Raw genomic sequence first — 23,165 nt, forward strand, 5'->3', positions numbered from 1 at the left:
TCATTGTTTTTTAAAATTTCACCTCTATTTTTGAACCAACAATCAGCTATAGTTACAATTCATTATATATAGTACATAACTGATAGTAACTCAAACGAGCAAAGGCATGGAAACACGCATCACCCTGGTAGGAGCTGGTCCCGGAGACGAGGAGTTAATCACCCTGAAAGGACTACGGGCTCTGGAGCAGGCCGACGTTATATTATATGACGATCTGGCTAATCAGGAACTCCTGCGATACGCTCCTACGGGTGCGATGAAGCAATACGTGGGCAAGCGGGTGGGACGGCCTTCCTTTTCGCAGGAAGAAATCAATGCTCTGCTGGTGTCACTGGCGAAACAGTATGGTCACGTGGTACGTCTGAAGGGGGGCGATTCGTACGTGTTTGGCCGGGGTCATGAGGAATACGTGTACGCCCGCGAGCACGGCATCGACTGTCAGATTATTCCGGGGATATCCAGTTGTATCGCCGTACCCGCCTCACAGCACATTCCGGTAACCCGGCGGGGCGTGAGTGAAAGTTTCTGGGTCATTACCGGAACGACGCGTCACGGCGAGCTATCGGAGGACCTCAAGCTGGCCGTACAATCTAGGGCTACCGTAGTAGTACTGATGGGTTTGCAGAAAATTCAGGAATTGTGTCAGTTATATATTGACCACGGTCGCGGAGAGCTACCCATGGCCGTCATTCAGAACGGAACCCGGCCCGATGAACGCTGCGTGCTGGGTCAGGTCTGGGAAATGCCGGAACGGGTAGCTGCCCACGGCGTGGGGGCTCCGGCAGTACTGGTGATCGGTGAGGTAGTAACGCTGCATCCGGCCTACATCCGCGAGTGCCTGGCTGCTGTAGCTTGTGAATAATCAGGTTTTTACAAAATCCAATCCATAAAAAAAGAACCGATCCGGTGCGGGGGCACCTTTGGATCGGTTACTTGGGGCTTGTTCATGGTTCACACAAACGTTTCAAAGGAAATGGAAAAACAGACGTAAAGCAAATCCAGTCTCTCGCTGGCGACGATCTGTCGCCGCCTACCGCTCTTCGTACTGGCCCTGCCGCAGGTCAGAAGTACTCACGCGTTGCATACCATTCTTCCGGTAGTACGAAATCCTTTCCGATGAAAAAAATGTATCTGATGGTACTGGCTCTTGGTGGAGCCAGCTGCATCGGCCCGACTGCTCATGCCCAGCTTTCCCTGACGGGACAGCTTCGCACCCGAACCGAACTTCGGGATGGGTACGGCAATCTGGCCCCCCGAGGGAGTCAAGCGGCCGTTTTCACCTCCCAGCGTACCCGATTGAGTTTTGGCTATCAGGCCAGCCGTCTTCGCATGAATGTAACGCTTCAGGACGTACGCGTCTGGGGCCAGGATGCTTCCAGTATTTCCGTAGCGGATGGCAATCGCCTGTCCGTACACGAAGCCTGGGGCGAAATTCAGCTCATCAACCGGGCGGATACGACGCTTAAATTCCGTCCCATCGACGAATTGTCGCTGAAAGTCGGACGGCAGGAGCTGGTGTACGACGATGTGCGGTTACTGGGTAATCTGGACTGGCTACAGCAGGGCCGTCGCTTCGATGCCGTCTTACTCAAATTCCGGCACCAGGGCTGGAAACTGGATCTGGGCGGCGGTTTCAATCAAAATTCCGATGCCTTTGGCCTGACGGGTACCAGCTATACTCCCGGCAATGTACCTACGACGGCTTTGTCCACGAAAAATACGTTACTGCCCCTGCCTTCGGGTTTTATTCCAACCAGTGGCAAAAACGGGTCTCCAATCCTAACCAATGCAGTCAGTACGAACGGTCAGACGCAGCAGTTCAAAGCTTTTCAGATGGCCTATCTGCAACGCAGTATCCGGCAACAGACGTTTTCTGCCTTGTTCTTCAAAGATGACTTTTCCAAATACCGTATAGACAGTATCGGTAGCGAATCAAGTGGCTACGTCTACGGACGAAAATACGACGTACCGGGCGTGCATTCCCGCTTGACCTACGGAGCCATGTTACTCGGAAAACTGAGTAAACGCGTGAATTATCAGGCTTTCGGTTACCTGCAAAGCGGTCGTGACCGGGATGGCTTACGCATCCGGCAGGCGTATCACTACGGTGGTAATGCGTTTGTGCAGCAGGGCCATTTTAGTTTTGGACTCGGTTATGAAGTGCTTTCGGGTAATAAGTCTGGTCTGACGACCGGGGAGACTTCCCGCTTTGATCCCCTGTACGGCACGCCGCATCGGCATTGGGGCTACATGGACTACTTCTACGTAGGCACGGGCTCACCGAGTGGGGGCTTACAGGACAGCTTTTTCAAGAGCAAATACGCTCACAAACGCCTGACCGCTAGCTTCGACGTACATTATTTTGCTCTGGCCTCGCCCGTACTCAACCGAAGTATAGACGGTACGCTTCCTTCTAGTATTCAGGGCAGCCTGGGCTGGGAATACGATTTCGTAGCCACGTATCTGCTCAACTCCTTCACTTCACTTGAACTGGGTTACAGCTTCATGCAGGGCAACAATCGCCTGGAATACGTCAAACAAAATACGGTCAATCAGAAAGACAAACAGGGTCAGTGGGCGTATCTGATGCTCAACATCCGTCCGGACTTTTTAGCTAAAAATCAATCTTCCCGATGAAATCTACCCAGCAACCACTCAACACCCTGCCACTGTTCAGTTTCCGTGGCATCCAGATGCGTACCTTTCATTTAACCTGGCTGACCTTCTTTGTCTGCTTCTTCGGCTGGTTCGGACTGGCTCCGCTCATGCCCGCCATACGGGCTGATCTGGGACTGACGAAGGCCCAGGTGGGGAACACCATCATTGCGGCCGTTTCAGCCACGATTTTCGCCCGTTTGATCATTGGCAAACTGTGTGACACCTGGGGACCCAGAAAAACCTATACGGCTTTGCTGGTGATCGGTTCGCTGCCCGTTATGCTCGTTGGACTGGCCCACGATTACCTTACGTTTCTGCTGTTTCGTCTGGCAATTGGCGTGATTGGAGCTTCGTTTGTCATTACGCAGTTTCATACGTCCATGATGTTTGCCCAAAAAATCAAAGGTACGGCTAATGCCGTGGCCGGTGGCTGGGGCAATCTGGGGGGCGGCGTGACGCAACTCGCCATGCCTTTGATCATGACGCTGATTATGGGGCTGGGTTTTGTCAAATCCGACGCCTGGCGACTCGCCATGATTGTACCGGGTTTGCTGATGCTGGTGATGGCTTTTCTGTACTATCGTTACACCACGGATACGCCAGCGGGCAATTTTGAAGACCTGCAACGGCAGAATGCCGGTACGGCGGCGGGTAGTTTCCGCGAGGCCTGTACGGACATTCGCGTGTGGGCGTTGGCTCTGGCGTATGCCTGCTGTTTCGGTATGGAAATTACGTTTGACGGCGTAGCGGCTCTGTACTTTTTCGATCAGTTCAGTCTGGGCGAAACGGAGGCGGGTTTCTGGGCCATGTTATTCGGATTCATGAATCTCTTTGCCCGGGCGATGGGCGGCGTAGTAGCCGACCGCGTGGGTCAACGGTATGGGATGCGGGGGAAAGGCATTCTGCTGGCCGTATTGCTCCTGCTGGAAGGACTAGGCATTCTGCTTTTCGCTCAATCGGGTAACCTGACGATGGCGATTGTTTCCATGCTCACCTTCGCTTTGTTCCTGAAAATGGCCAATGGCAGCACCTATGCTCTGGTACCTTTCATCAATCCCAAAGCCCTGGGCGTTATTTCCGGTGTAGTTGGAGCAGGTGGTAACCTGGGTGGTATGCTGATGGGCTTTTTGTTCAAATCGCAGAGCATCAGTTACGGACAGGCCTTTTTTTTACATTGGAGCGGCCGTAGTAATCATCGGTGGATTGCTGTTCCTGATCAATTTTGGCAAAAGTCGGGTAGCCGAGCCAGCGGAAGCGGTGACGTTGCAAACGGTTTAGTTTCGGTGAATTCGGAGCATATATACCGGGTTCCGTCTTCCTTGCTTACGGGCGGGAGAAGTTTTCATCTTCTGACGGTAGTTGTTTGTTGATCGTTGTTGGCTATTACCGATTTGATATAATCGAACCTCTTTATGGACGACATAAAACCCATCCCCGTCCTATCGCGATAAGTCGCCTACTTCATCCGCAATGCGGTGGCCTAGAGTAGGATGAAGTGAGCGGCGTTCGCGATAGGACTAATGACCAGCCGTCTTTATAAGACGAAACCCAGTATATATGCCCCTAGCTCACGCCATCTGCACCAAATCAACAGCACTCCATTAATAAAAAGCAAAAAAGCCCCCCTTATGGAAAACACCCATCAAACGACTTGTTGCTACTGCGGCGTGGGTTGCGGTATTGTGGTGAAAACCGAAGCTTCGGGACAGCTTTCCGTACAGGGCGATCCGCAACACCCTTCCAACCGGGGTTTGCTTTGTTCGAAGGGCATGAACCTGCACTATACGGTGATGGATCAGTCCGACCGCTTGCTCTACCCACAGATGCGATACGGACGTTCGGCTCCCCTCGAACGCGTCAGCTGGGATGCGGCTCTGGAGCGTACCGCGGCGGTTTTTAAAACGTTCATTCAGAAATACGGTCCTGATTCCGTGGCGTTTTACGTGTCGGGTCAGTGTCTAACGGAGGAGTATTACCTCGTCAATAAGTTAATCAAAGGCTTTATTGGTTCGAATAACATCGATACCAACTCGCGGTTGTGCATGAGTTCGGCCGTCGTGGGGTATAAACTTTCGCTGGGCGAAGATTCCGTACCCGTTTGCTACGATGATATCGAAGAAGCCGATGTGTTCTACGTGCAGGGAGCCAATCCGGCCTGGTGTCATCCCATTCTATGGCGTCGGATTGAAGCTCACAAAGCCGCGAATCCGCAGGTAAAAATCATTTGCGTCGACCCACGAATCACGGATACCGCCCGTTCCGCTGACCTGCATCTGCCTTTGCGACCGGGTACGGACATTGTGCTGAACCACGCCATTGGCCGTTTATTGATTGAACAGGAGAAAATCGATACCAATTTCATTCTGGATCATACTGATGGGTTTGAAGCCTATCGGGAAAGCGTTTTTCAACGCAGTATCGCCGAAGCCGCTGAGCTGTGTGGCGTAACGGAAGCCGCCATTCGTCAGGCGGCGGAATGGATTGGTTCTTCCAAAGGCTTCCTGTCTTTGTGGACGATGGGGCTGAATCAGTCGGTCGTGGGGGTTAATAAAAACCTCTCGCTTATTAATCTCCACCTCATTACGGGTCGGATCGGCAAACCCGGCAATGGACCGTTTTCACTCACGGGTCAGCCCAATGCCATGGGCGGTCGGGAAGTGGGTGGACTGGCCAATGCCCTACCCGCTCACCGGGAAGTAACCAATGCCCACCATCGGCAGGAAGTAGAAGAATTTTGGCAGTCGCCCGTGAAAATTGCCGATAAACCCGGCCTGACGGCGACTGAATTAATGGAAGCACTGGCGGATGATCGGCTGAAAGCCATCTGGATTATCAATACCAATCCGATGGTGAGCATGCCGGATCTGAACGCCGCTGAAAAAGCCCTGACTAACGCCCGTTTTGTGGTGGTACAGGACATTTCCAGCCGGGCCGACACGCTGGCGTTTGCCGATGTGGTATTACCCGCCGCGGGCTGGCTGGAAAAGGAAGGCACGATGACCAACGCCGAACGCCGCATTACCTACCTGCCCCAGATTCGGACCGCTCCCGGTGAAGCCCTTCCCGATGTGGAGATCATCTGGCGATTTGCCCGTAAAATGGGCTTTGAACGGGCGTTCCACTACGAAAAAGCCGAGGAAGTTTATCGCGAATACACCCAGCTTACCGCCGGTACTAACGTCGATGTAACGGGCGTAACGTATGACTTACTCCGTCAAAAACGCAGTATTCAATGGCCCTACCCGGCAAATGCTGACGATTCAACCCAGCGATTATTTACAAATCATCGTTTCTATACGTCCAACCAACGAGCTCAGATTCAGGCCGTACCGGACGGCAATGCTTCTGAACCCACGGATGAAGAATTTCCGTTGGTACTCACGACGGGGCGAATCCGTGATCAGTGGCATACCATGACCAAAACGGGTCGGGTGGCGAAGCTCAACCAGCACCTCCCCCAGCCTTTTCTGCAAATGCATCCCGCCGATGCGGAAGCCCGGCAGGTACGTGACGGCCAACTGGTTGAAATCCGGGGCCGTCGGGGCACAGTACGCGTCAAGGTTCAGCTCACCACGGATGTACGTCACGGCCTTTGTTTTCTGCCCATGCACTGGGGGAAAATCGGCACTGGATCGCTGGGACGGGCTAACAACCTGACCAGTACCCTGATTGACCCCAAATCGAAGGAGCCTGATTTCAAATTTTCAGCGGTACAGGTACAGGCATACGTGAAACCGCAGGAAAAGATTCTTATTGTAGGAGCGGGATCGGCGGCCCTTGGGTTTATTCAGTCGTACCGGGCATTGAATCAAAGTGATGAAATTGAGGTCTTTTCGCAGGAAAAATATCCGTTTTACAACCGGGTACTCCTCCCCGACTACATCAGTGGCGAACAATCCTGGTCGCAACTGGTCAAGTTGTCGCCCGATCAGTTTGCGGAAAACCGCATCCGGGTGCATACCGAAACCAGCATCGTTCACATTGACCGGGTGCATAAAGTCGTGACTGACAGTACCGGAGCTGAACATACGTACGACAAGCTGATTCTGGCCACGGGCAGCCGGGCTTTTATGCCCAAAGGTGTACCGCCGCTGTCTGGCATTTTCAATATGCGTTCCCGCGTGGATGCGGATACGCTACGCCCCTACCTGCGTACACCCAATGCCCGAATCGTAGTAGTCGGCGGTGGTTTGCTGGGGCTGGAACTGGCGGCTTCACTGCGGCACCTGGGCTTGTTGGTCACCGTCATTCAACGTTCCGGACGATTCATGGAACGACAACTAGATGCCCGGGCCAGCGAAATGCTCTATCAGGACCTGCGGGACCGGGGTATTGACATTTATTTCAACGAAGAAATTCAAACGTTTCACGGGACCGCTTCCGTAGAAGGCATCCGGCTCAAATCGGGTCGAATGATTGATTGTCAGGCCGTTATTTTAGCCATTGGTACTACTCCTAACCTGGAATTAGCCAGGGCGTGTGGGCTGGAATGCGGTCGCGGCGTAGTCGTGAATGACTACCTGCAAACCTCCGATCCGGACATTTTTGCCGCCGGAGAAATTGCCCAGTGGCGGGACCAGATCTGGGGTATCACACTAGCCGCCGAACAACAGGCCGAAGCCGCAGCCCGCTTTCTGAGCGGTGATGGTACCCAGCCGTATCGCGGCAGTGTTTCGATGAACATTTTGAAAATGGAAGGTTTGCACCTCTGTAGTATCGGACTGGCTGAAGCTCCGGATGCTTCCTACGAAGAAATTGTCTTTCTGGATGCGGCCAAACGCTATTACAAAAAATGCATCGTACATCAGGACAAGCTGGTCGGGGCCATTCTGGTGGGTGATAAAAATGAATTTCAGGAGTTTCGGGACCTGATCGCTCAGGGTACGGAGCTTTCCGAAAAACGACTTCAGCTGTTACGCAGCAGTCAAAAAGCCGATCCGCTGGAGGGCAAGCTGGTATGTTCCTGTAACAGTGTCGGACAAGGCAATCTCGAACGGGCCATTCAGGCGGGTTGTACTGATTTTCAGCAATTGTGTCAGAAAACCGGGGCTGGTACGGGTTGCGGCTCCTGCCGTCCCGAAGTACGTAGTATTCTCCAATCGTTTTTAGTAAGCGTGTAAAGCCATGCGGGATTATTATACTCTGAAAATCAACGCTCCGGGCGGTATTCTTTCCCCCGGAACATTCCGACACGTACTGGCACTGGCCCAGGAAGCGGGGGTTCGAGACGTACGTTTTGGTAGCCGTCAGCAGGTCTTGATGACGGTTCACTACGAACAGTTACCGGCTCTGGAAAAATCGCTGAAAACGACTCCCATTACGTACGAAATTACCACGGATCAGCAGCCGAATATCATTAGTTCGTACTGCGGCGAAGACGTATTCCGGAGCGGCGACTGGCTGCGGGAAAGTGAGTACCATACCATTCTGGATCAGTTGACGTTTCAGCCTCGACTTAAAATTAACCTTTCCGATGCGGGACAGAGCTTTACGCCTTTTTTTACGGGTCACCTCAACTTCATTGCTTCGCCCGAACCCCATTTCTGGTACGTCTACCTACGCAAGCCGAAAACCAATGCGATTTTCCGCTGGCCTGAATTACTTTATACGAACGAAATTGGCCGTTTCGCCCAGCAAATGGAAGAACGGCTGACGGCCGACGCAGATGTTTCGTTTCTGTACGAAAGGATGGACACTTCGTTCATCACGCGTCCGGCTACGCAGGAAGTGGAACTACCCGAATTTTCACTCCCCTATTACGAAGGTTTCAACCGGTACGGCTCGCGTAGCTGGCTGGGACTGTATAGCCGGGAAGACTGGTTTTCCGTCGCTTTTTTACGGGAAGTTTGTGAGTTATGCCTGCGAACCCGCATTGGCGAGATTTGCACCACTCCCTGGAAATCACTGATTATCAAAGGCATTGAAGAAAAAGACCGTTCGAACTGGTCCTACTTACTGGGGAAGTATGCCATTAATGTACGCCACGCTGCCCACGAACTGGCCTGGCAAACGGAGGATCATACGACGGAAGGAACGACGCTGAAAAACTACATCCGTCGCCATTTTGAGAAACTGGATATCCGCACCTTCGGACTCTGCTTCGGCATTCAGACCCGTCCCAAGTCCGAGGTATTTGGTTCGGTACTCATTCGGAAACGTCCCTGGTTGCAGTGGGGGCTGTTCTCACTGGGAACGGTCTATGATATCTACGTGACGGAGCAGTATAATCCCAACAGCCGACAATTAACTCGGGTTGAAAAAGGGCTTTTTAAAATGCACGTCCCCCATCAGGTAGAACGCATTTGCCGCCAGTATACGAGCAAACGACACCAGCCCAGCCCAATTGCCCTGACATTGGCCGAAGACCGTCCTGCCATGCCTGATCCTACAGTATATGAATGTCCGCACTGCCTGACGCACTACGATGAGCGGTACGGCGACGCCCGACAGAACATTGCGGCAGGCACTTTGTTTCAGGCTCTTCCCGCCCACTACGTATGTCCAACCTGTGAAGCTCCCAAAACCGAATTACAAGCGATTACTAAAATGGCTTCCGCGTAAAATCGCTTCTCAACTAGTTAACACCGAACGTTTTAGCCGTGTAGCTACCAATATTTTTGATTTCGTTGTTAGCCGCCCGTACCTCGATGTCGTACAGGGTTTTGTTGATGCGTTCGATGGTAAACGATTCCAGAATCTCTTCTGCCTGATCCTGCCGTAGTTTGAAACGATTGATGAGGCGGTCCATAATTGGCGTTACGTCAATCGCACTCGATTTGCTGGCGTAGGCTACTTCAAACACAACCCGCTCCACGGGTTTACGCCCCCGACCGGCTTTTTCGCCGTATACAGGCGTGTAGGTGAACGTTAAATCCGTATTGCCATTAATTTCCCGCATGGCGATTTCCAGCACTTCCCGGTTGAAATGTGTCCATTTGGGGTATTTATCTTTTCCCGTTTTTGCATCGATAATGGCCAGCATGGACTTTAGTTCCACCACACTGCGACTGAAGGTTTTATTCTTCATGTTTTTGTACATACACAGCAATTCGTAAATGCGTTTGGCGTGTATGGACTGCAGCATCATCGCTGCCTGTAACTGAATTTTGGTAAACTTCTCCTTAAGTTCGACGTAAAAGGGGCGGATTTTTCGGGAAAGTTCGATTTCAATGATTCCCGTTCCTTTTTTGTACGTTGCTGAAGCAGCGAAGGTGGTCTGGAGAAAGTCTCCGTTGGGCAAGTACCCCTCCACCAGACGCGTCACAATCTTAGCCGTGGCTTTTTTGTAAGCGTCGTAATAGATTTCTTCACTTCCCATCACGGAAGCAATCTCTTTAATCGATACCTGATAGATTTTATTGAGGGGATCGTCCGGACGTACCTGCGAAATCACCATGTACATGATATTCCGCTCCGTTTCCGTCATTTCATAGCGAGCTTCCGTAATAAAGTTATCCTGATACAGTTCAATCTGTTTTTTCATAAAGCCATAGGTTGCTGACAGTGAGACAAATATAGGAGTCTGATTTAATTTGTTGTACAATATTTTACAAAACACAACTTTTTACCGATTAAAACACAACTTTTTACCCCCATTCTACCGATCAAAACACAACTTTTTACCCCTCTTTCACCGATGAAAGCTCAACTTTTTACCGATCAAAACACAACTTTTATAAGTTATCCACAGGATAATTTACTGGTTATCAATTGTTTATTTTTTAAAAATTTCCTTTCAAGAGAATAACAAGAGTAATTGAAAAACCCAATTACTTGATTATAGCGTTTATAGGGCTGTTGTAACGTCCTCCCTCCCCCGCTTCTTTCTTCTTTTAAAGCGAGTGAAAAACAATAAAAATCAAAAAGCAAAGCGGGCAGGAAAAGAAAAAAGAAGTCCGGCGTGAACTAAATATTTAGTTTTAAAATACTAGCGACTTTTGAATTTCAGAATATAGACAAATGTATGCCGTCCTATAACCTCCTCTGTAGCTTAAGCTGATACCGGACGTCATTAGTAGGTACGATCGCCTCTCTACGCAGGTTTTGAAAGGCTTCTGGGCTATTTTCGGTTGCCGTTGACATTACTGCTTTTACTCAATCATCTTTCTTTGGGAGTCCGTTTACGAATACACACCGATCAAAACACAACTTATTATTGCCTGAAAGCTTTTTGCCAGAGTACGGTACTTTTCCCTGGTTTACTGGCTGCGAAACCTACCGATGAAACCACAACTTTTAAAACCACCGATCAAACCACAACTTTTAAGGTAGATCCAATAGCCGGATGTTCGTATAAAGCCAAGCCTAAAGGGAAGCCCGATCTTGTTCTAAAAACCGCCAATTGAAGTACAACTTATTCAGCCCTAGAGCGTGTATTCACCGATCAAAACACAACTTATTCGCACCTTTTTTCACTGCTCAACCCGCTGATTTACAAGTATTCCTTCTTGGCTTGAAATTTGCTCGAATTAACTACCGGAATCAACCCGAATGCACCGATCAAAACACAACTTTTAAAACGGATCTGATTACTTACGGTAAGTTCATAACGAAATTATCACTCTGTTTTTCAATAGATTATGTATGATCACAAGCGTTGTATCTGACCGATTAAAACACAACTTATTCATTATTGCTATACACTCCATATCACCTCATCGGTAAGTACTATTCCAAGTTCACCGATCAAAACACAACTTTTTAAATATTGCAATCCTTTTTTCATCTTTCCTGTATTTGAAAACCCAAACGTAACTATCGGAAATGTCTGTTACTCAGAACGCCATGCCTATGTTACCAAGAAAACGCTATACAATGGTCTATAAACGGCGAGAGCGGTGAATTTCACCGCTCTCGTTTACTTTTTACTTTTTAACTGCCTCGCGATTCGTATAATCGAATTGAGGAGTTCGTCATTGGGTTCACTCAGTCGGGTTAGCTGACTTAACTTCTTCCGTAACTGATTCATCAGTACTTCAGGATCGTCTTTTATTTCGGTTTTCTCCTCCACAGCTGGTTTGGCCAAGGCCTGACTTACGGCATCCAGCGTGGGTAATGATTCGACGGGTAAAGAAGCCAATTGCTGAATATCTCCCTTACTGATTTTTACCTTACCACTCAGTACATCCTTTTTCAACTCCGGAGTTAGCTTATCGATTCCCTGAGAGAATTCCGCGTCGCGTTTGATCGTCTTTTCACTGACATTGAAACGCTCCGCTAGACGCCCGGAAGTAGTACCTTTTTCATAAGGGACAATTTGACCTTTATGATCGAGCTGACCCTCTTCACTGACATAAGGGTCAAATTGTCCCTTATGGTTTTCGAGTTCTTCCGTAGCATAAAGGTCATTTTGACCCTTATGTCCGGAACGGTCATATTTACCCTTCGCCTGACGTTCCGTGCGATACCGCAAACCCCGCAAATACGAAGCCTGTTCCGGCGTAAGATTTCGTCTACCCAACTGATTTTCAATCATGAAAAAGTAAACGGCTTCTTTCGTTGGGAATTGAACCAGATGAATTTTAAAGTCGATCTGATGCGTATTGCAAATGGCGTAACGATTGTGTCCATCAATCAATACGTAGGCCGGAGCGTCGCTGTCCGTTCCTTTGGCTACGGCTTCCGTCGTTTCCCAAATCAGCAGAGCTTCCCGGCAACCTTCTTTCTTAATGTTGGCTTCGAGTTGGGTATACTCTTCCGGTAACAGGGGCGGTATGAAGGCTTCCAGTTCCGGTAAAACCAGAATCCGATTCTTGATCTCTTCGTGACGAAGCAGACTCTGATCCTTAATGATTTTTTTGTCGTTCAGACCAATCTGATATTTTTTCATCGGAGAAGGGATTAAGCTCGGGATTGCATAAATTCAGTAGCCAGGTTTTTGTAATCAATCGCACCATTGGAATCTTTATGATACGTAAAAATATCCTGTTGGGCTACCTGGGATTCTTTCAGAGCTACGTTCGTCCGGATTTCCGTTTTGAAGATTCGGAAGTTGCTCAAGGCTTCGTGGATGTTCTGAATCATATCCCGGTGAACGTTCAGGCGTTTATCCACCATCGTTAATAAAATCCCTTCTACTTTCAATTCGTAGTTAATCCGGTCCCGTACCTGAGCAATACGATCAAAAAGATGGTTTACCCCTTTCATCGAGGACGCTTCCGGCTGAAGGGTAATTAGGCAGCTATGAGAGGCTACTAAAGAAGAGTTCGTGAAAATATTCAGAGCGGGGGGCAGTCAATAAAAATGAAATCATAGTTTCCCCGAACCGGAGCCAATGCATTTTTGAGCTGATTGACACCCCCTACTACTTGAACCAGCTCCAGATCAGCATAAGCCAACTCCAGATCACTCGGGGCTAAGTCCAGATTTTTCGCAATAGGGATAATCGGCAAGGGTTCGTTTTTGAGTAAGGCGTGTACAACCTGTTTGTCCAGCTCATCCTGCCCGAGCGATTGCGTCAGGTTGCCTTGTGAATCCATATCGACCAACAACACACGAAAACCTGCCAGTGAGAGAGCCTTACCCAGATTGAGCGTAGTCGTTGTTTTGCCTACACCACCCTTGTGATTCACTACCGAGATGATACGGGCTTTACGTTCAGCCATTTCAGCATAACCGTATTCCAGCAATACCGGGTACAAAGCAGCCAAGTGTTTGTCATTCAGCGTACGATCCCCGGAAATGGCCTTAGCCAAAGTTCCGGAAGGTAAGCCCGCCTGCTTTTCAATGGCTGAGACCGAAAGAGCGGGTTTTCGGCGAAAAAATAAGAGCGTTTCTTCGTGAGTGAGCATACAACAAGAGAAGATGGAATAATATTCGGACAAATAAATAGTATTTGTCCGAATATACGGACTAATCGTATCATTTTTTTAAGAAATGAACGAGAGGATTTTTAGACAACGGAAGATATAGACCGATCAAAACACAACTTTTAAATTGCTTTAAGAAAGTTTGATTAACCTTTTGGAGTATGTAAATGTCTGATTTACAATACAAATTTTAAAGCAAAATGCTTGAACGAAAAGACCGATTAAAACACAACTTATTCATCGGAAGAAAGGAAGGCCCTTAGTCAAACAAAGACAATTGTTCCGTGTGCGTAAGTCGTTCGGCTTTCAGTTGTGCCGGGTCGAAAGGATGTAATAGCGATTGAATTGCCGGATCGGAAAAGGGAAGGGTAGAATTCCAGAGCGGTTCTGCTTCGGGATCAATGATGACCGGCATTCGCTGGTACTTGTTATTAAGGAAAGCCAGCAGCGAATTTGCTGGTGTGGTCAGTAAGGAAAACGTTGGAATGGTCTGCGTATCCTGCTCCCAGATTTGGAAGATACCCGCCAGAGCAAATAGCTGATTGTAGCGGAGGGAAATCTGATATAAGACGCGGTTTTTGCCTTCATGCCGATGAATGTAAAAGCAGTCTGCCAAGACCAGACATCGTTGCCCCTGTTCCAGCGGTTGATTACTAAAGGTACGCTTCACTACCTCCTCCGTGGGCAAATGCAGGCGTCGCAGGGGTGTAGATTGAACTTGCTCCGGCCGGGTATCCGGACTTAGTAAGCCCCAGCGGAACAGTTGTAATTCGGTAGGATTCGCAGCCGTAATGACGGGCCAATAGGGGAGGTCAGTACCCGACACCTGAGGAGTGGGTTTAAAAGCCTTAGCCGTCACGGTGAGGCCAGGAGCCTGAAAGCGTTGTTGAAGATCTTTTAACTTTTTTCTGATACCTAAACCTATGTACATAGCTTATGTCGTTGGTCCCTGCCTGATGTCTCATCCGTAAAACCTTGTGCCGATGAGCTACGTAGGGAGTCGAACGTTAGTGGGATACTGCTACTGAGCGGTCAAATAGTTTTGGATGTGGTTCCCAAGAGCCTCGGAAAGGATAGCTGGATTCTGAACAGCTAATCGGTGAGTTTCCAGGGTGTCGAGATCCGTATACAAAGCCATTTCGGTATCAAAATGTAAGAGTCCTTCCTCAAAGACACGTTCCTGAGAAGTTTCGTTCCGGGTCATAGAGACAAACGTTAACCGCTGTATCTGAGTATCGCGAATCAGCAGCCAGTAATACAGCTGGCTGGGATCTTTTTCATCTGGTAAATCCAGACGTTTAATTTCTATTAAATCTATCGTTTCATCCAGTAAATGGAAAAGCGTTTGAAAAGGAAGCATATAAGCAATGGGTAGTTACCCTGGCAAACTTACGAAATAATAAACGGAACATTTTTGAAGAAACAGGGTTGCCTAAATCTTGTAAGCAAAAACAATCAGGCTTTACGTAGAAATACGTGAATACTAATTTTCGCTAGGTTAAAATTCGATTGGTGCCAATACAGTTTATTTTTTTAAACTATCAACAAAGATTATACTTGTAAGTAGTTGACCAGTAGCTAGTTGTTGAACTGACTATGAATAAAAAGGAAAATTAGTTTATGTGAGTAATCCTGCTAAATAAATTTGAATAAGTGCTGAAAGGTTTTAAAAGCCCGGTTACATATATCAAGTATTAAAGTGAGATAAATTATTCTTATGTATATACAGAAGTAAGTAAGAAGCATTAATTTTACCCCTCTGAATTTGTTAATGCATCGCCCTCATTTTTAACTAATCTTCATGGAAAAACATCTACGTGGGATCACTATTTCCTTTCTAAAACTCTGTTTATTTCCGCTTATTCTGCTGGTAGTTAGCTGTGGTAAAGACAAATTCCCACAACGGATTTTTCCGAAATGCGAGCCTATTACTGCCCAAATTGCAGCCGCGACTAATCAGTTGAAAGTTGATTATTCATTAAACGTCAATGCCGCTGATTTTGATAAAGTGGAGTGGAGTTTCGGAGACGGGGGTACGGCAAGCACCTTCAATCCTAGCTATACGTACAAAGAAGCAAAGACGGTTCAGGTATCGGTCAAACTGACGAATAAGTGCGGTGAACAGGCTACGTTTACCCGATCCATTACGGTCGTTCAGGACGTTGTACCCAGTGTGGCTACCGGAAGCTCCTCACGGGTGAACAATACTACGGCCAACGTAACCTTCCAACTCCTCAACGTGGGCTTACCGGCTGCTACTCAGTATGGAATCTGTTATTCTTACACCAATAGCTCGCCACGAATAGGTACTGCAGATACGAAGTCTTTGTCATCGGTATCAGCGGGAGATTCAGCTGTGATAGCCCTATCAAATCTTACCCCTGGAGTATCTTACTACTATTGTTCTTATATTATAGATAGCAAGGGGAATCCTCAGTATGGAGAAGTCAAGAAGTTCGAAACTACCAGTGCGGATATTTGGACAGGCTTGGTAGCCTATTATGATTTCAATACGGATACGGGTACGCAGATTAAAGATTTAAGCGGAAAGAATAATACTGGAACGCTTAAGATTGGTGCAGATATTATAACTACTGGTAGAAACAATAAGACTGAAAAAGTTCTGAGACTTGACGGTGTAAGTGGGTATTTGGATATTAATGATCATGTAAGCTTGAGACCTAATAAACTTACGGTTAGTTTATGGTTTAGAATTCCAGATGGTTTACCTGCTGATGCTCTTCGAGGGATGCAGTTATATTACAAATCGGATTATAATACAGGTGATAACGCACTTTATAGTGCCTGGGTAAAGTACGGTGGTAGCACTCCTAATGTGACTATTCATGCGGATATAAAGCCCAAAGAAAGTGATGATTGTAGCAAAGAATCAGAATCCAAATGGGCAGGTCCTCACAACACGCAACACCGGGATGAAAAAAGCTGGCATCACTTTGTAGCCGTATTTGATGGATCTGTTGGAAAAACCTATTTAGATGGTGAATTGTGGGCTATAAAAACAGACATTGAGGGTTTTGGTATTCGCGATTGCTCAGGCGGAAGTTTACGCTTCGGCATTCAGCATCAAAGAAATCAGGATAACTTCAAAGGCCATCTGGATGACATCCGGGTCTACGAAGTACCCCTTACTGAAGCACAAATCCGGGAACTCTCCAAGCATTAATCATGAATACTTTCCTAATCAAAAGCCTCCTCACCGGGCTTTTCCTACTAGGCTGTCTGTCGCTCAGCCTTGCTCAGCCTGTCGTTTCCAATATCCGTACGGACTACACGGCGGATCGCATGAAGATTACGTACGACGTACAGAAGCTCACCGAGCAGGATTCCGTCTACCTGCAAATTGCCAGTCGTACCAAAGGATTGCTGAAGATTCGTACCGTTACCGGAGACGTGGGTAGAAACCTGTCGTCTGGAACTAATAAAGTCATTTACTGGGATTTTGCTCTGGACGGCTTTACCATGGGCGACGAAGCCATTCAACCCATTGTTGGCGTGAAAGAAGCTCCCCGCCAGCAACCCATTGGCCGAGGCCCCCTGAGTGCTCTGGCTTCGATAGCCGTACCCGGTCTAGGAAATATGCTGGTACACCGGAAAGTGGGCTACCGGCCGCTCATCACGGTCGCGTACGGTGGATTGCTCGTTTACGGTTTCCTCGAACGACAAAAGCCAACGAACAATACGACCGCTACATGACCGAGCCCTACGAGCGGGACGCGACGCCTTATTACGATGCGGCTAACCAGCACCGCAAACGCTACATGAATGCCTTTCGGGGAGCCGGCCTGATTCTGGCGGCGGATGTGATTTACAGTGTCATCAAAGGTGTTCAGAATGATCGTCTCAGACGGACCGCTTCGCAACGCATTACGGTGCAGTACTTTGGTAATACACCCACCCTTGCTTATCACTTAACGTTCTAACGGCAATGAAAAAAACGTTACTTCTGGGAATACTCCTGGCGGGGGCTCAGCTTAGTCAGGCCCAGCATGATCATAAGTTTAAAGGCGAGTGGGAAACCCCCAAGGTGCCTCTCAAAGCTCCGGGGATCGTTTGGCAGTACCCATCCACGCCCCAGCTGACGGTCGAAAAACCGCAGTTGAAAGTTACCGTATGCGTACAATCCACCGAAGCTGTTTCGCAGTACCAGTTTGTATTGAATGGTAAAGCGTTTAGCAGCAAAGCCCGGGGATTTAAGAAAGTAAGCTGCGGTCAGGAAATCAGTGAAGAGCTGACGCTGACGCCGGGTGCGAATGAATTGCATTTCGTGGCCGTCAATAGCGGGGGAAAAACGGTTTCTGAATCGCATTACATTACCTATCAAACCGGTCCGACTTCACCAACCGGAATCGCAGGGTTGACCAAACGCACGGCCTTGATTATTGCCAACGATTCGTACACGAAGCACCCGCTCAAAAATCCGGTCAATGACGGGAAAGCGTTGCAGGAGCACCTGCAAAAACTGGGATTCAGCGTCATATTCCGCGAAAACCAGAGCCGGAAAGAGCTGAAAAAATCCATTGACGAATTCACGAACGGATTGACCGACAAAGGCGTCAGTCTGTTTTTCTACGCGGGCCATGGCCTAATGGTCAATGGAGACAATTACGTACAACCCGTCGATGCCGATCCGGCCAGTGAATCAGATGTTCAGTTCGACTGCTTTCCGCTGCGTCAGCTCGTTGCCCGCATGGAAGAAGTGAATCCCAATGGCTCCAATCTGGTGTTCTGGGATGCCTGCCGGAATAACCCGTACCGTTCCTGGAAACGCGGCATCGGAGAGATGAGCCATACCACCATCAACCCACCCGTGGGTACCATGATCGTGTACGCGACCGAACCCGGCAAAACCGCTCAGGATGGGGAAGGGAAAAACGGATTATTCACCAGTGAACTCATTCAACACATTGATACGCCGGACCTCGACATTCGGGAACTGATCGAACGTATTGATTTTGGGCTGGAAAAAAGAGGTTTCCGTCAGCCACCCTACATTGAAGGACGCTTCCGGGGTAAATTTACGTTCAACCCCAGCGAACGATGAAAAAAGGAATACTGCTGTTGCTGGGAATGTTCTTTCAGCAGGTAATACAGGCTCAGACGCTGCATGCCCTGTTCGTAGCTGATACGAAAGATCCCCTGCTGTCAACGGCCTGCCAACGCGACCTGGAAGTCATGCACCGGCAGTGTACGCAGATTGCTTCGGCCTTACGGGTGCGGCTGAACGAGCAAACCTTGTCAGGGGACGCTCTGAATCGGTCGAACCTGAATCGCCTGATCGATTCACTGAAGGTGGAACCACAGGACGTTATCTTCTTTTATTACTCCGGCCACGGCTACAACGAAAGTAAGCGGAACGACGCCTTTCCTTTGCTGTACCTGCACAAAGAAGCAGCGGAGCGGAGTCAGAATCCTTCGCTAAAGGCGTTGCACACGGCTCTGAAAACGAAGAAAGCTCGCTTGTGCGTCAGTTTTGGGGATTGCTGTAACAATTTATCCAGCAACACCCGGGGAATGGTGAGTCGCAAACCACTAATCCGAGGCCTTATGCTGACGAACGATTCACTCAATGCGGCGTATCGGAAACTGTTTGGGGAAGCCTCAGGAGACGTTCTGATTGCCAGTAGTCAGCCGCCGCAAACCTCCTGTGCCCACGCGGATTCGGGCAGCTACTACACGCGGGCTTTCGACGAAGCTCTGGAACTGGCAAGTCGGTACAACCGCAGTATTTCCTGGCAAGCCCTGTTAAAAGATACGCAGGGCCGACTCAATCAGCACGTTGCCACGCGGGATCGAAAATCCATCTACGAAATTCACCTGTCGGGTCAGCCATTCGCTGTCGTAACCGATCCCAAGCCGGATTTTCAACGCATCAATCAGTACCTGAATGCACTGACGGACGTCCAGCGGCCCGAAGCCGAGCGGTACGCCCTCTTGACGCAGGTGAAAGAGTATTTCACGAAGAAAGCCCGGATTGATATTTACGTCAATACGACCTTAGGAGAAGTACAGCCCATTGAACAGGTTATTCAGCGGCTGTACCTCAACGCCGGTAAAATTCAGCGAATCAATCTGATTGAGCGGTTGTCGACGGTTTCGTCAGATGGTGTACACTACGAACGAGCTGCCATTCAGGAAATCTGGTAAGACCTTAACCTTGTACAAGCCCATGAAATATGTAGTTAGTCTGGTACTCGCTGGTTGGCTGGCTTCCGTAGCCCAGGCCCAGCCCTTGCCCGTCACAAAAGGGTTAGAGGTACGCGATGATCAGTTGTCGGAAAAACAGCTGAAGGATTTCCAGCAGCTGACTCAGCAGAAAGTAGCCGAATTTCAGCGGTATCTGTCCATCATTGCTGATCCCTCGCAGTCGGGACAAGTACGGGAACTGGCCATCGAAAATGCCCAGATGCTGTTTTTACCGGATTCCCGCATGCAGGTGGGTTCAGTAAAAGGCAAACTCCTGGTCAAAGAGTATCCACTGACCGTATACCTACGTCGGCTACGGAATCTGGAGAAAAAGTATTTCGACGTAAACATTACGTTCTACGACCTGGCTCTAGTGGGCGATTGGGAGAAAACCCAGACGAGTTACGTAACCACGGCCACGTATTTCCAGCATTTTCAGGGGCGGGGAAAGGATGGCCGGATGCAATACGAAGACAAAACGGTCAAGCAACTAGGGGTAGACCTGCGAAATCGGAAAGATCCGTTCTACGCCGAGCACCGATGGACCGTACTACTGGGCGACGTCCGCGTGACGGAAGTCCAACCTAAAAGGCCTAATCAGTAAATGCCACGCGGGCTGCTACTGGGGTTACTGCTGGCGGGGATAGGGGAGGTGTGGGCTCAGGAAACGGATTCGCTGTTCCTGGAGAACCATCCAGATATGGCAGTCGTATCATTCGCTCAGATTCAACGGAAACCTGCCGAAGCCTTCATGAAAAGTCGCATTCATTTCATGAGCGATTTTTTCATGAAATTCAACGATACAACAGCCTTGGATGAAAACCCCGCCGCCCGACACCTGCGGATTCTGGAGCTAATGGATGCCTTGGTACTGGCCTCCAAAGCTCCGCTCGTTCAGCAATGCCTTGAAACGCTTGGAAAACAGCCCATCCAGCCCACGCAGGAAGGATTGTTCGCCGAGGTGAGCCTCCAAATTCGCTGGCAGCAGGAGGTACGAAAAGTAAAGCTGTATCTGAAAAAACAGCAGCAGGCTGGTAACTGGTCCTGGCAATTGTTGGACGTAGATACTGAGTGGCCACCCAGCTCCGGGACCTTGATGCCCGCGACGGATTCGCTCGTATTCATTCCGCCGAATGCTCATGAGCTTAATTTCATGGGTTTATCCCGGATTATGCGGGCGGACGTGAACTTCGGCTCCTGTATCCATCCGGACCCTTCACCGCGATTGACGGCGTTGGTACGGGCTATAGCCAATCAGGAAGCTCAGGTACTGCTCTCGCTCGACAGTCAGCTTTGGTGGCCCATCCATCAGGGCTGGTGGCTAAAAATTCAGTCGTTCAGCCGGGAAACTGAACCTTCGGGTTGGCTGATCAGTGATCTGGGGCAAAGGCCACAAGACTTACCCCCCGCGTTGCGAGCGTTCTGGAAGCCCGAATAAAAATTTATAGATTGAAAATGATAACCTTAGGCTCAGGGGAGTGATGTTTGAGTAAAGCTCATTTTAACAAAAGCCCTCGTTTTTGATTCTATGAAAATTTACGCACTTGGCTTCGTTTTGCTGCTGCTGCTCGGAATTCCGCAGAGCCTGAAAGCCCAGAGCCGGGAAGCCATCCATTGGCCAATTGACACCAAGCTTGATACCGTCATGCAATGGCTCAGTGGAAAAACGAAAGGACAGGACTTGAAATATCTCCAGGAGCAAAGTGAATGGCTATTTGCTCCGTCGGGGTATTTTATCGTGGAATTGCCCAATAAAACCGAAAAATGGATTGCCGTACCTCAGTTCCTGAGTCAGTTGAACCGTTCGTCGGGCGTTCGTTACCAGATGAAATCCGTGAAAGTGATTCATTTTCAGGATGTCAAAAAAGATAAAAATGGGAAATACAGCAGCTACGCATCGATTTACTTTGACGTACAACGTTTCGAGAATCATCAACCCCAGAGTTCGAGCGTCTCGAAAGTAACCATTCCCCTGTCGCAAACACCGCCCGCCAGCGATTACTGGCAGATTTACGAATTAAAAATTACGGAAGTCCCCAATACCTTGTCCGCCACCCCCAAACCTTAGTTGGCATGAGAAAAGCTCTACTACTTGCCCTTGTACTGAGTTTAAATACGGTTGTCGCTCAGAAAAAATACCCTACGGGTTTGAAATTTGATGACGCGGCCTACGAAAAATTCCCCCTGAAAGCCGTACTTACCAAAGACAGCTACGATCATCTGGCCAAACGCATTTCCTACGAGGCCTACGCTCCACCCGTCATGAATCAGGGCGAAGGCTACGGCACCTGCGTGGGTTTTGCCAGTACGTATTACCTGCGGACCATGCTCGACAACATCCGCAAACGGCATACAGCCAATCAGGCGGCGTCTTTTTCGCCCAGCTATACCTACGATAAAATCAAGGCTCCTACGGATGTAGAGTGCAAGGAAGGCTCCCGGCTGGTCGATGCCCTGAGTAGTCTTAAAACCTACGGTGCTCCGCAGTACGAAGCGTTTCCGTACCCCAACTGCGGCAATACTACCGAGGATCTGGACGAACTGGCTTCGCCGCACAAAATTGGGGATGTCATTCGCCTGTTTGGCTTACTGGCTCCCGCCGCTCAGAAAACGCTTGCCATTAAAAAGGCTCTGAACGAGGGGTATCCCGTCGTGATCGGTATGCAGACGCCGCTGTCGTTTTTTGCTACGCAGACTGTGTGGCAGCCTGCTCCGGGGGATGAACGAATGCCTCGGGAAGGGGGCCACGCCCTGTGTGTGATTGGCTACGACGATGCTCAGTACGGTGGAGCTTTTCGGATCGTCAACAGTTGGGGCAGCGATTGGGCGGATCACGGCTATTGCTGGATTAAGTACCAGGATCTAGCCCGTTTTACCTGGGAAGCGTACCAGGCGTTTCCGGACCTCACTGTACCCGTTGCTGAAACGACCGTAGCCTTGAAAGGCCAGATGGAGTTACGGCTGCGGGAAGGCGGACAATTGCAGGCTCAGCGAAGTTTGCAAAAGGGATTGGTCGTCAGTACTGATCCGCGTGAACTAACGATGTACCGTACCACGGAAAGTCATTCGTCCGGTACGGCGTTTAAGGCCCTGGTCAATACCAGTGAGCAGGCGTATGTATACATGATCGGTACGGATACGACATTTCGGATGAGCCAGCTTTTTCCCTATGCCGCCGGCATCAGCCCCGCGTTAGGCTCCCATACCACCGTTGCGTACCCGGCCGACCATAAATCCATCACCCTGGATGATACCAAAGGGACTGACTACCTGATCGTTCTCTTTTCGAAAAAACCACTGACGTTCAATACGATCCTAAGTCAGCTTCAGCAAAGTTCAGGGAATCTGACGGATCGGCTGCAACAGGCTCTTCAGGACGAATTAATTCCTGCAGCCCAAATCAAGTACCGTACCGACGCAGTAGGTTTTGAAGTCGATCCCAAAGCCGTTGGCTCGGTAGTACCTCTGGTGGTAGCCATTGATCATCAGTAGCCT

General features: G+C 49.3%; 17 protein-coding genes and 2 pseudogenes. 14 read left to right on the forward strand and 5 right to left on the reverse strand.

Going from position 1 to position 23,165, the window contains the following annotated elements; genetic code table 11:
• The first annotated feature begins 106 nt into the window (after window positions 1-106).
• From cobA to BWI97_RS21790, 5 genes and pseudogenes are all read left to right on the forward strand, one after another.
• Entirely contained in the window at window positions 107-862 is a 756-nt protein-coding gene (gene cobA, locus BWI97_RS21770; RefSeq protein ID WP_102202788.1) for a uroporphyrinogen-III C-methyltransferase, read from the forward strand.
• Window positions 863-1,116: 254 nt separating this feature from the next.
• The gene (locus BWI97_RS21775) at window positions 1,117-2,637 is read left to right on the forward strand and encodes an alginate export family protein (RefSeq protein WP_102202789.1); all 1,521 of its coding nucleotides are present in this window, start codon (window positions 1,117-1,119) and stop codon (window positions 2,635-2,637) included.
• Window positions 2,634-3,936, forward strand: a pseudogene (locus BWI97_RS21780) (NarK family nitrate/nitrite MFS transporter). The gene BWI97_RS21775 and the pseudogene BWI97_RS21780 overlap by 4 nt, the downstream one beginning before the upstream one ends.
• 350 nt (window positions 3,937-4,286) lie before the next feature.
• Window positions 4,287-7,778 (forward strand): nitrate reductase, encoded by a 3,492-nt coding sequence (locus BWI97_RS21785; protein WP_102202790.1) that lies wholly within the window; start codon window positions 4,287-4,289, stop codon window positions 7,776-7,778.
• Window positions 7,779-7,782: 4 nt separating this feature from the next.
• Window positions 7,783-9,219 carry a rubredoxin domain-containing protein gene (locus BWI97_RS21790; protein WP_102202791.1) on the forward strand — a complete coding sequence of 479 codons (1,437 nt, stop codon included), beginning with the start codon at window positions 7,783-7,785 and terminating at the stop codon, window positions 9,217-9,219.
• 13 nt (window positions 9,220-9,232) lie between these two features.
• On the opposite strand, the gene BWI97_RS21795 is transcribed toward BWI97_RS21790, so the two are convergent.
• The 5 genes and pseudogenes from BWI97_RS21795 to BWI97_RS21815 form a co-directional block, all read right to left on the reverse strand.
• Window positions 9,233-10,141 carry a replication initiation protein gene (locus BWI97_RS21795; protein ID WP_102202792.1) on the reverse strand — a complete coding sequence of 303 codons (909 nt, stop codon included), beginning with the start codon at window positions 10,139-10,141 and terminating at the stop codon, window positions 9,233-9,235.
• Window positions 10,142-11,515: 1,374 nt separating this feature from the next.
• Complete coding sequence (locus BWI97_RS21800; protein WP_102202793.1) at window positions 11,516-12,487, reverse strand: hypothetical protein; 972 nt, start codon at window positions 12,485-12,487, stop codon at window positions 11,516-11,518.
• An 11-nt stretch (window positions 12,488-12,498) separates the two neighbouring features.
• Window positions 12,499-13,448 (reverse strand): annotated as a pseudogene (locus tag BWI97_RS21805) (ParA family protein).
• Between the two features lie 277 nt (window positions 13,449-13,725).
• Entirely contained in the window at window positions 13,726-14,397 is a 672-nt protein-coding gene (locus BWI97_RS21810; RefSeq protein ID WP_094812196.1) for an SOS response-associated peptidase, read from the reverse strand.
• Window positions 14,398-14,487: 90 nt separating this feature from the next.
• Entirely contained in the window at window positions 14,488-14,826 is a 339-nt protein-coding gene (locus BWI97_RS21815; protein ID WP_102202794.1) for a hypothetical protein, read from the reverse strand.
• A 441-nt stretch (window positions 14,827-15,267) separates the two neighbouring features.
• Between BWI97_RS21815 and BWI97_RS21820 the strand changes: the two genes are divergently transcribed.
• From BWI97_RS21820 to BWI97_RS21860, 9 genes are all read left to right on the forward strand, one after another.
• Window positions 15,268-16,650 (forward strand): LamG-like jellyroll fold domain-containing protein, encoded by a 1,383-nt coding sequence (locus BWI97_RS21820; protein WP_102202795.1) that lies wholly within the window; start codon window positions 15,268-15,270, stop codon window positions 16,648-16,650.
• A 2-nt stretch (window positions 16,651-16,652) separates the two neighbouring features.
• Window positions 16,653-17,180 (forward strand): hypothetical protein, encoded by a 528-nt coding sequence (locus tag BWI97_RS21825; protein WP_102202796.1) that lies wholly within the window; start codon window positions 16,653-16,655, stop codon window positions 17,178-17,180.
• Complete coding sequence (locus tag BWI97_RS21830) at window positions 17,177-17,407, forward strand: hypothetical protein (protein ID WP_102202797.1); 231 nt, start codon at window positions 17,177-17,179, stop codon at window positions 17,405-17,407. The genes BWI97_RS21825 and BWI97_RS21830 overlap by 4 nt, the downstream gene beginning before the upstream one ends.
• Window positions 17,408-17,412: 5 nt before the next feature.
• Entirely contained in the window at window positions 17,413-18,528 is a 1,116-nt protein-coding gene (locus BWI97_RS21835) for a caspase family protein (protein ID WP_094812206.1), read from the forward strand.
• Window positions 18,525-19,631: a caspase family protein gene (locus BWI97_RS21840; protein WP_102202798.1), complete on the forward strand. Its 1,107-nt coding sequence runs from the start codon at window positions 18,525-18,527 to the stop codon at window positions 19,629-19,631. Before BWI97_RS21835 ends, BWI97_RS21840 begins: the two co-directional genes overlap by 4 nt.
• A 22-nt stretch (window positions 19,632-19,653) precedes the next feature.
• Window positions 19,654-20,274 (forward strand): hypothetical protein, encoded by a 621-nt coding sequence (locus tag BWI97_RS21845; RefSeq protein ID WP_102202799.1) that lies wholly within the window; start codon window positions 19,654-19,656, stop codon window positions 20,272-20,274.
• A complete protein-coding gene (locus BWI97_RS21850; protein ID WP_102202800.1) occupies window positions 20,275-21,108 on the forward strand; it encodes a hypothetical protein in 834 nt (277 codons plus the stop codon).
• A 90-nt stretch (window positions 21,109-21,198) separates the two neighbouring features.
• Window positions 21,199-21,738: a hypothetical protein gene (locus BWI97_RS21855; protein ID WP_102202801.1), complete on the forward strand. Its 540-nt coding sequence runs from the start codon at window positions 21,199-21,201 to the stop codon at window positions 21,736-21,738.
• A gap of 5 nt (window positions 21,739-21,743) precedes the next feature.
• Complete coding sequence (locus BWI97_RS21860; RefSeq protein ID WP_102202802.1) at window positions 21,744-23,162, forward strand: C1 family peptidase; 1,419 nt, start codon at window positions 21,744-21,746, stop codon at window positions 23,160-23,162.
• The last annotated feature ends 3 nt before the right edge of the window (window positions 23,163-23,165 follow it).

It is taken from the genome of Siphonobacter sp. BAB-5405 (assembly GCF_002872335.1).
GTDB lineage: Bacteria > Bacteroidota > Bacteroidia > Cytophagales > Spirosomataceae > Siphonobacter.

Excerpts from the sequence above, each read along its gene's own strand:
- cobA (WP_102202788.1), top strand. The coding sequence starts at position 107 with ATGGAAACACGCATCACCCTGGTAGGAGCTGGTCCCGGAGACGAGGAG.
- BWI97_RS21775 (WP_102202789.1), top strand. The coding sequence starts at position 1,117 with ATGAAAAAAATGTATCTGATGGTACTGGCTCTTGGTGGAGCCAGCTGC.
- BWI97_RS21785 (WP_102202790.1), top strand. The coding sequence starts at position 4,287 with ATGGAAAACACCCATCAAACGACTTGTTGCTACTGCGGCGTGGGTTGC.
- BWI97_RS21790 (WP_102202791.1), top strand. The coding sequence starts at position 7,783 with ATGCGGGATTATTATACTCTGAAAATCAACGCTCCGGGCGGTATTCTT.
- BWI97_RS21795 (WP_102202792.1), bottom strand. The coding sequence starts at position 10,141 with ATGAAAAAACAGATTGAACTGTATCAGGATAACTTTATTACGGAAGCT.
- BWI97_RS21800 (WP_102202793.1), bottom strand. The coding sequence starts at position 12,487 with ATGAAAAAATATCAGATTGGTCTGAACGACAAAAAAATCATTAAGGAT.
- BWI97_RS21810 (WP_094812196.1), bottom strand. The coding sequence starts at position 14,397 with ATGTACATAGGTTTAGGTATCAGAAAAAAGTTAAAAGATCTTCAACAA.
- BWI97_RS21815 (WP_102202794.1), bottom strand. The coding sequence starts at position 14,826 with ATGCTTCCTTTTCAAACGCTTTTCCATTTACTGGATGAAACGATAGAT.
- BWI97_RS21820 (WP_102202795.1), top strand. The coding sequence starts at position 15,268 with ATGGAAAAACATCTACGTGGGATCACTATTTCCTTTCTAAAACTCTGT.
- BWI97_RS21825 (WP_102202796.1), top strand. The coding sequence starts at position 16,653 with ATGAATACTTTCCTAATCAAAAGCCTCCTCACCGGGCTTTTCCTACTA.
- BWI97_RS21830 (WP_102202797.1), top strand. The coding sequence starts at position 17,177 with ATGACCGAGCCCTACGAGCGGGACGCGACGCCTTATTACGATGCGGCT.
- BWI97_RS21835 (WP_094812206.1), top strand. The coding sequence starts at position 17,413 with ATGAAAAAAACGTTACTTCTGGGAATACTCCTGGCGGGGGCTCAGCTT.
- BWI97_RS21840 (WP_102202798.1), top strand. The coding sequence starts at position 18,525 with ATGAAAAAAGGAATACTGCTGTTGCTGGGAATGTTCTTTCAGCAGGTA.
- BWI97_RS21845 (WP_102202799.1), top strand. The coding sequence starts at position 19,654 with ATGAAATATGTAGTTAGTCTGGTACTCGCTGGTTGGCTGGCTTCCGTA.
- BWI97_RS21850 (WP_102202800.1), top strand. The coding sequence starts at position 20,275 with ATGCCACGCGGGCTGCTACTGGGGTTACTGCTGGCGGGGATAGGGGAG.
- BWI97_RS21855 (WP_102202801.1), top strand. The coding sequence starts at position 21,199 with ATGAAAATTTACGCACTTGGCTTCGTTTTGCTGCTGCTGCTCGGAATT.
- BWI97_RS21860 (WP_102202802.1), top strand. The coding sequence starts at position 21,744 with ATGAGAAAAGCTCTACTACTTGCCCTTGTACTGAGTTTAAATACGGTT.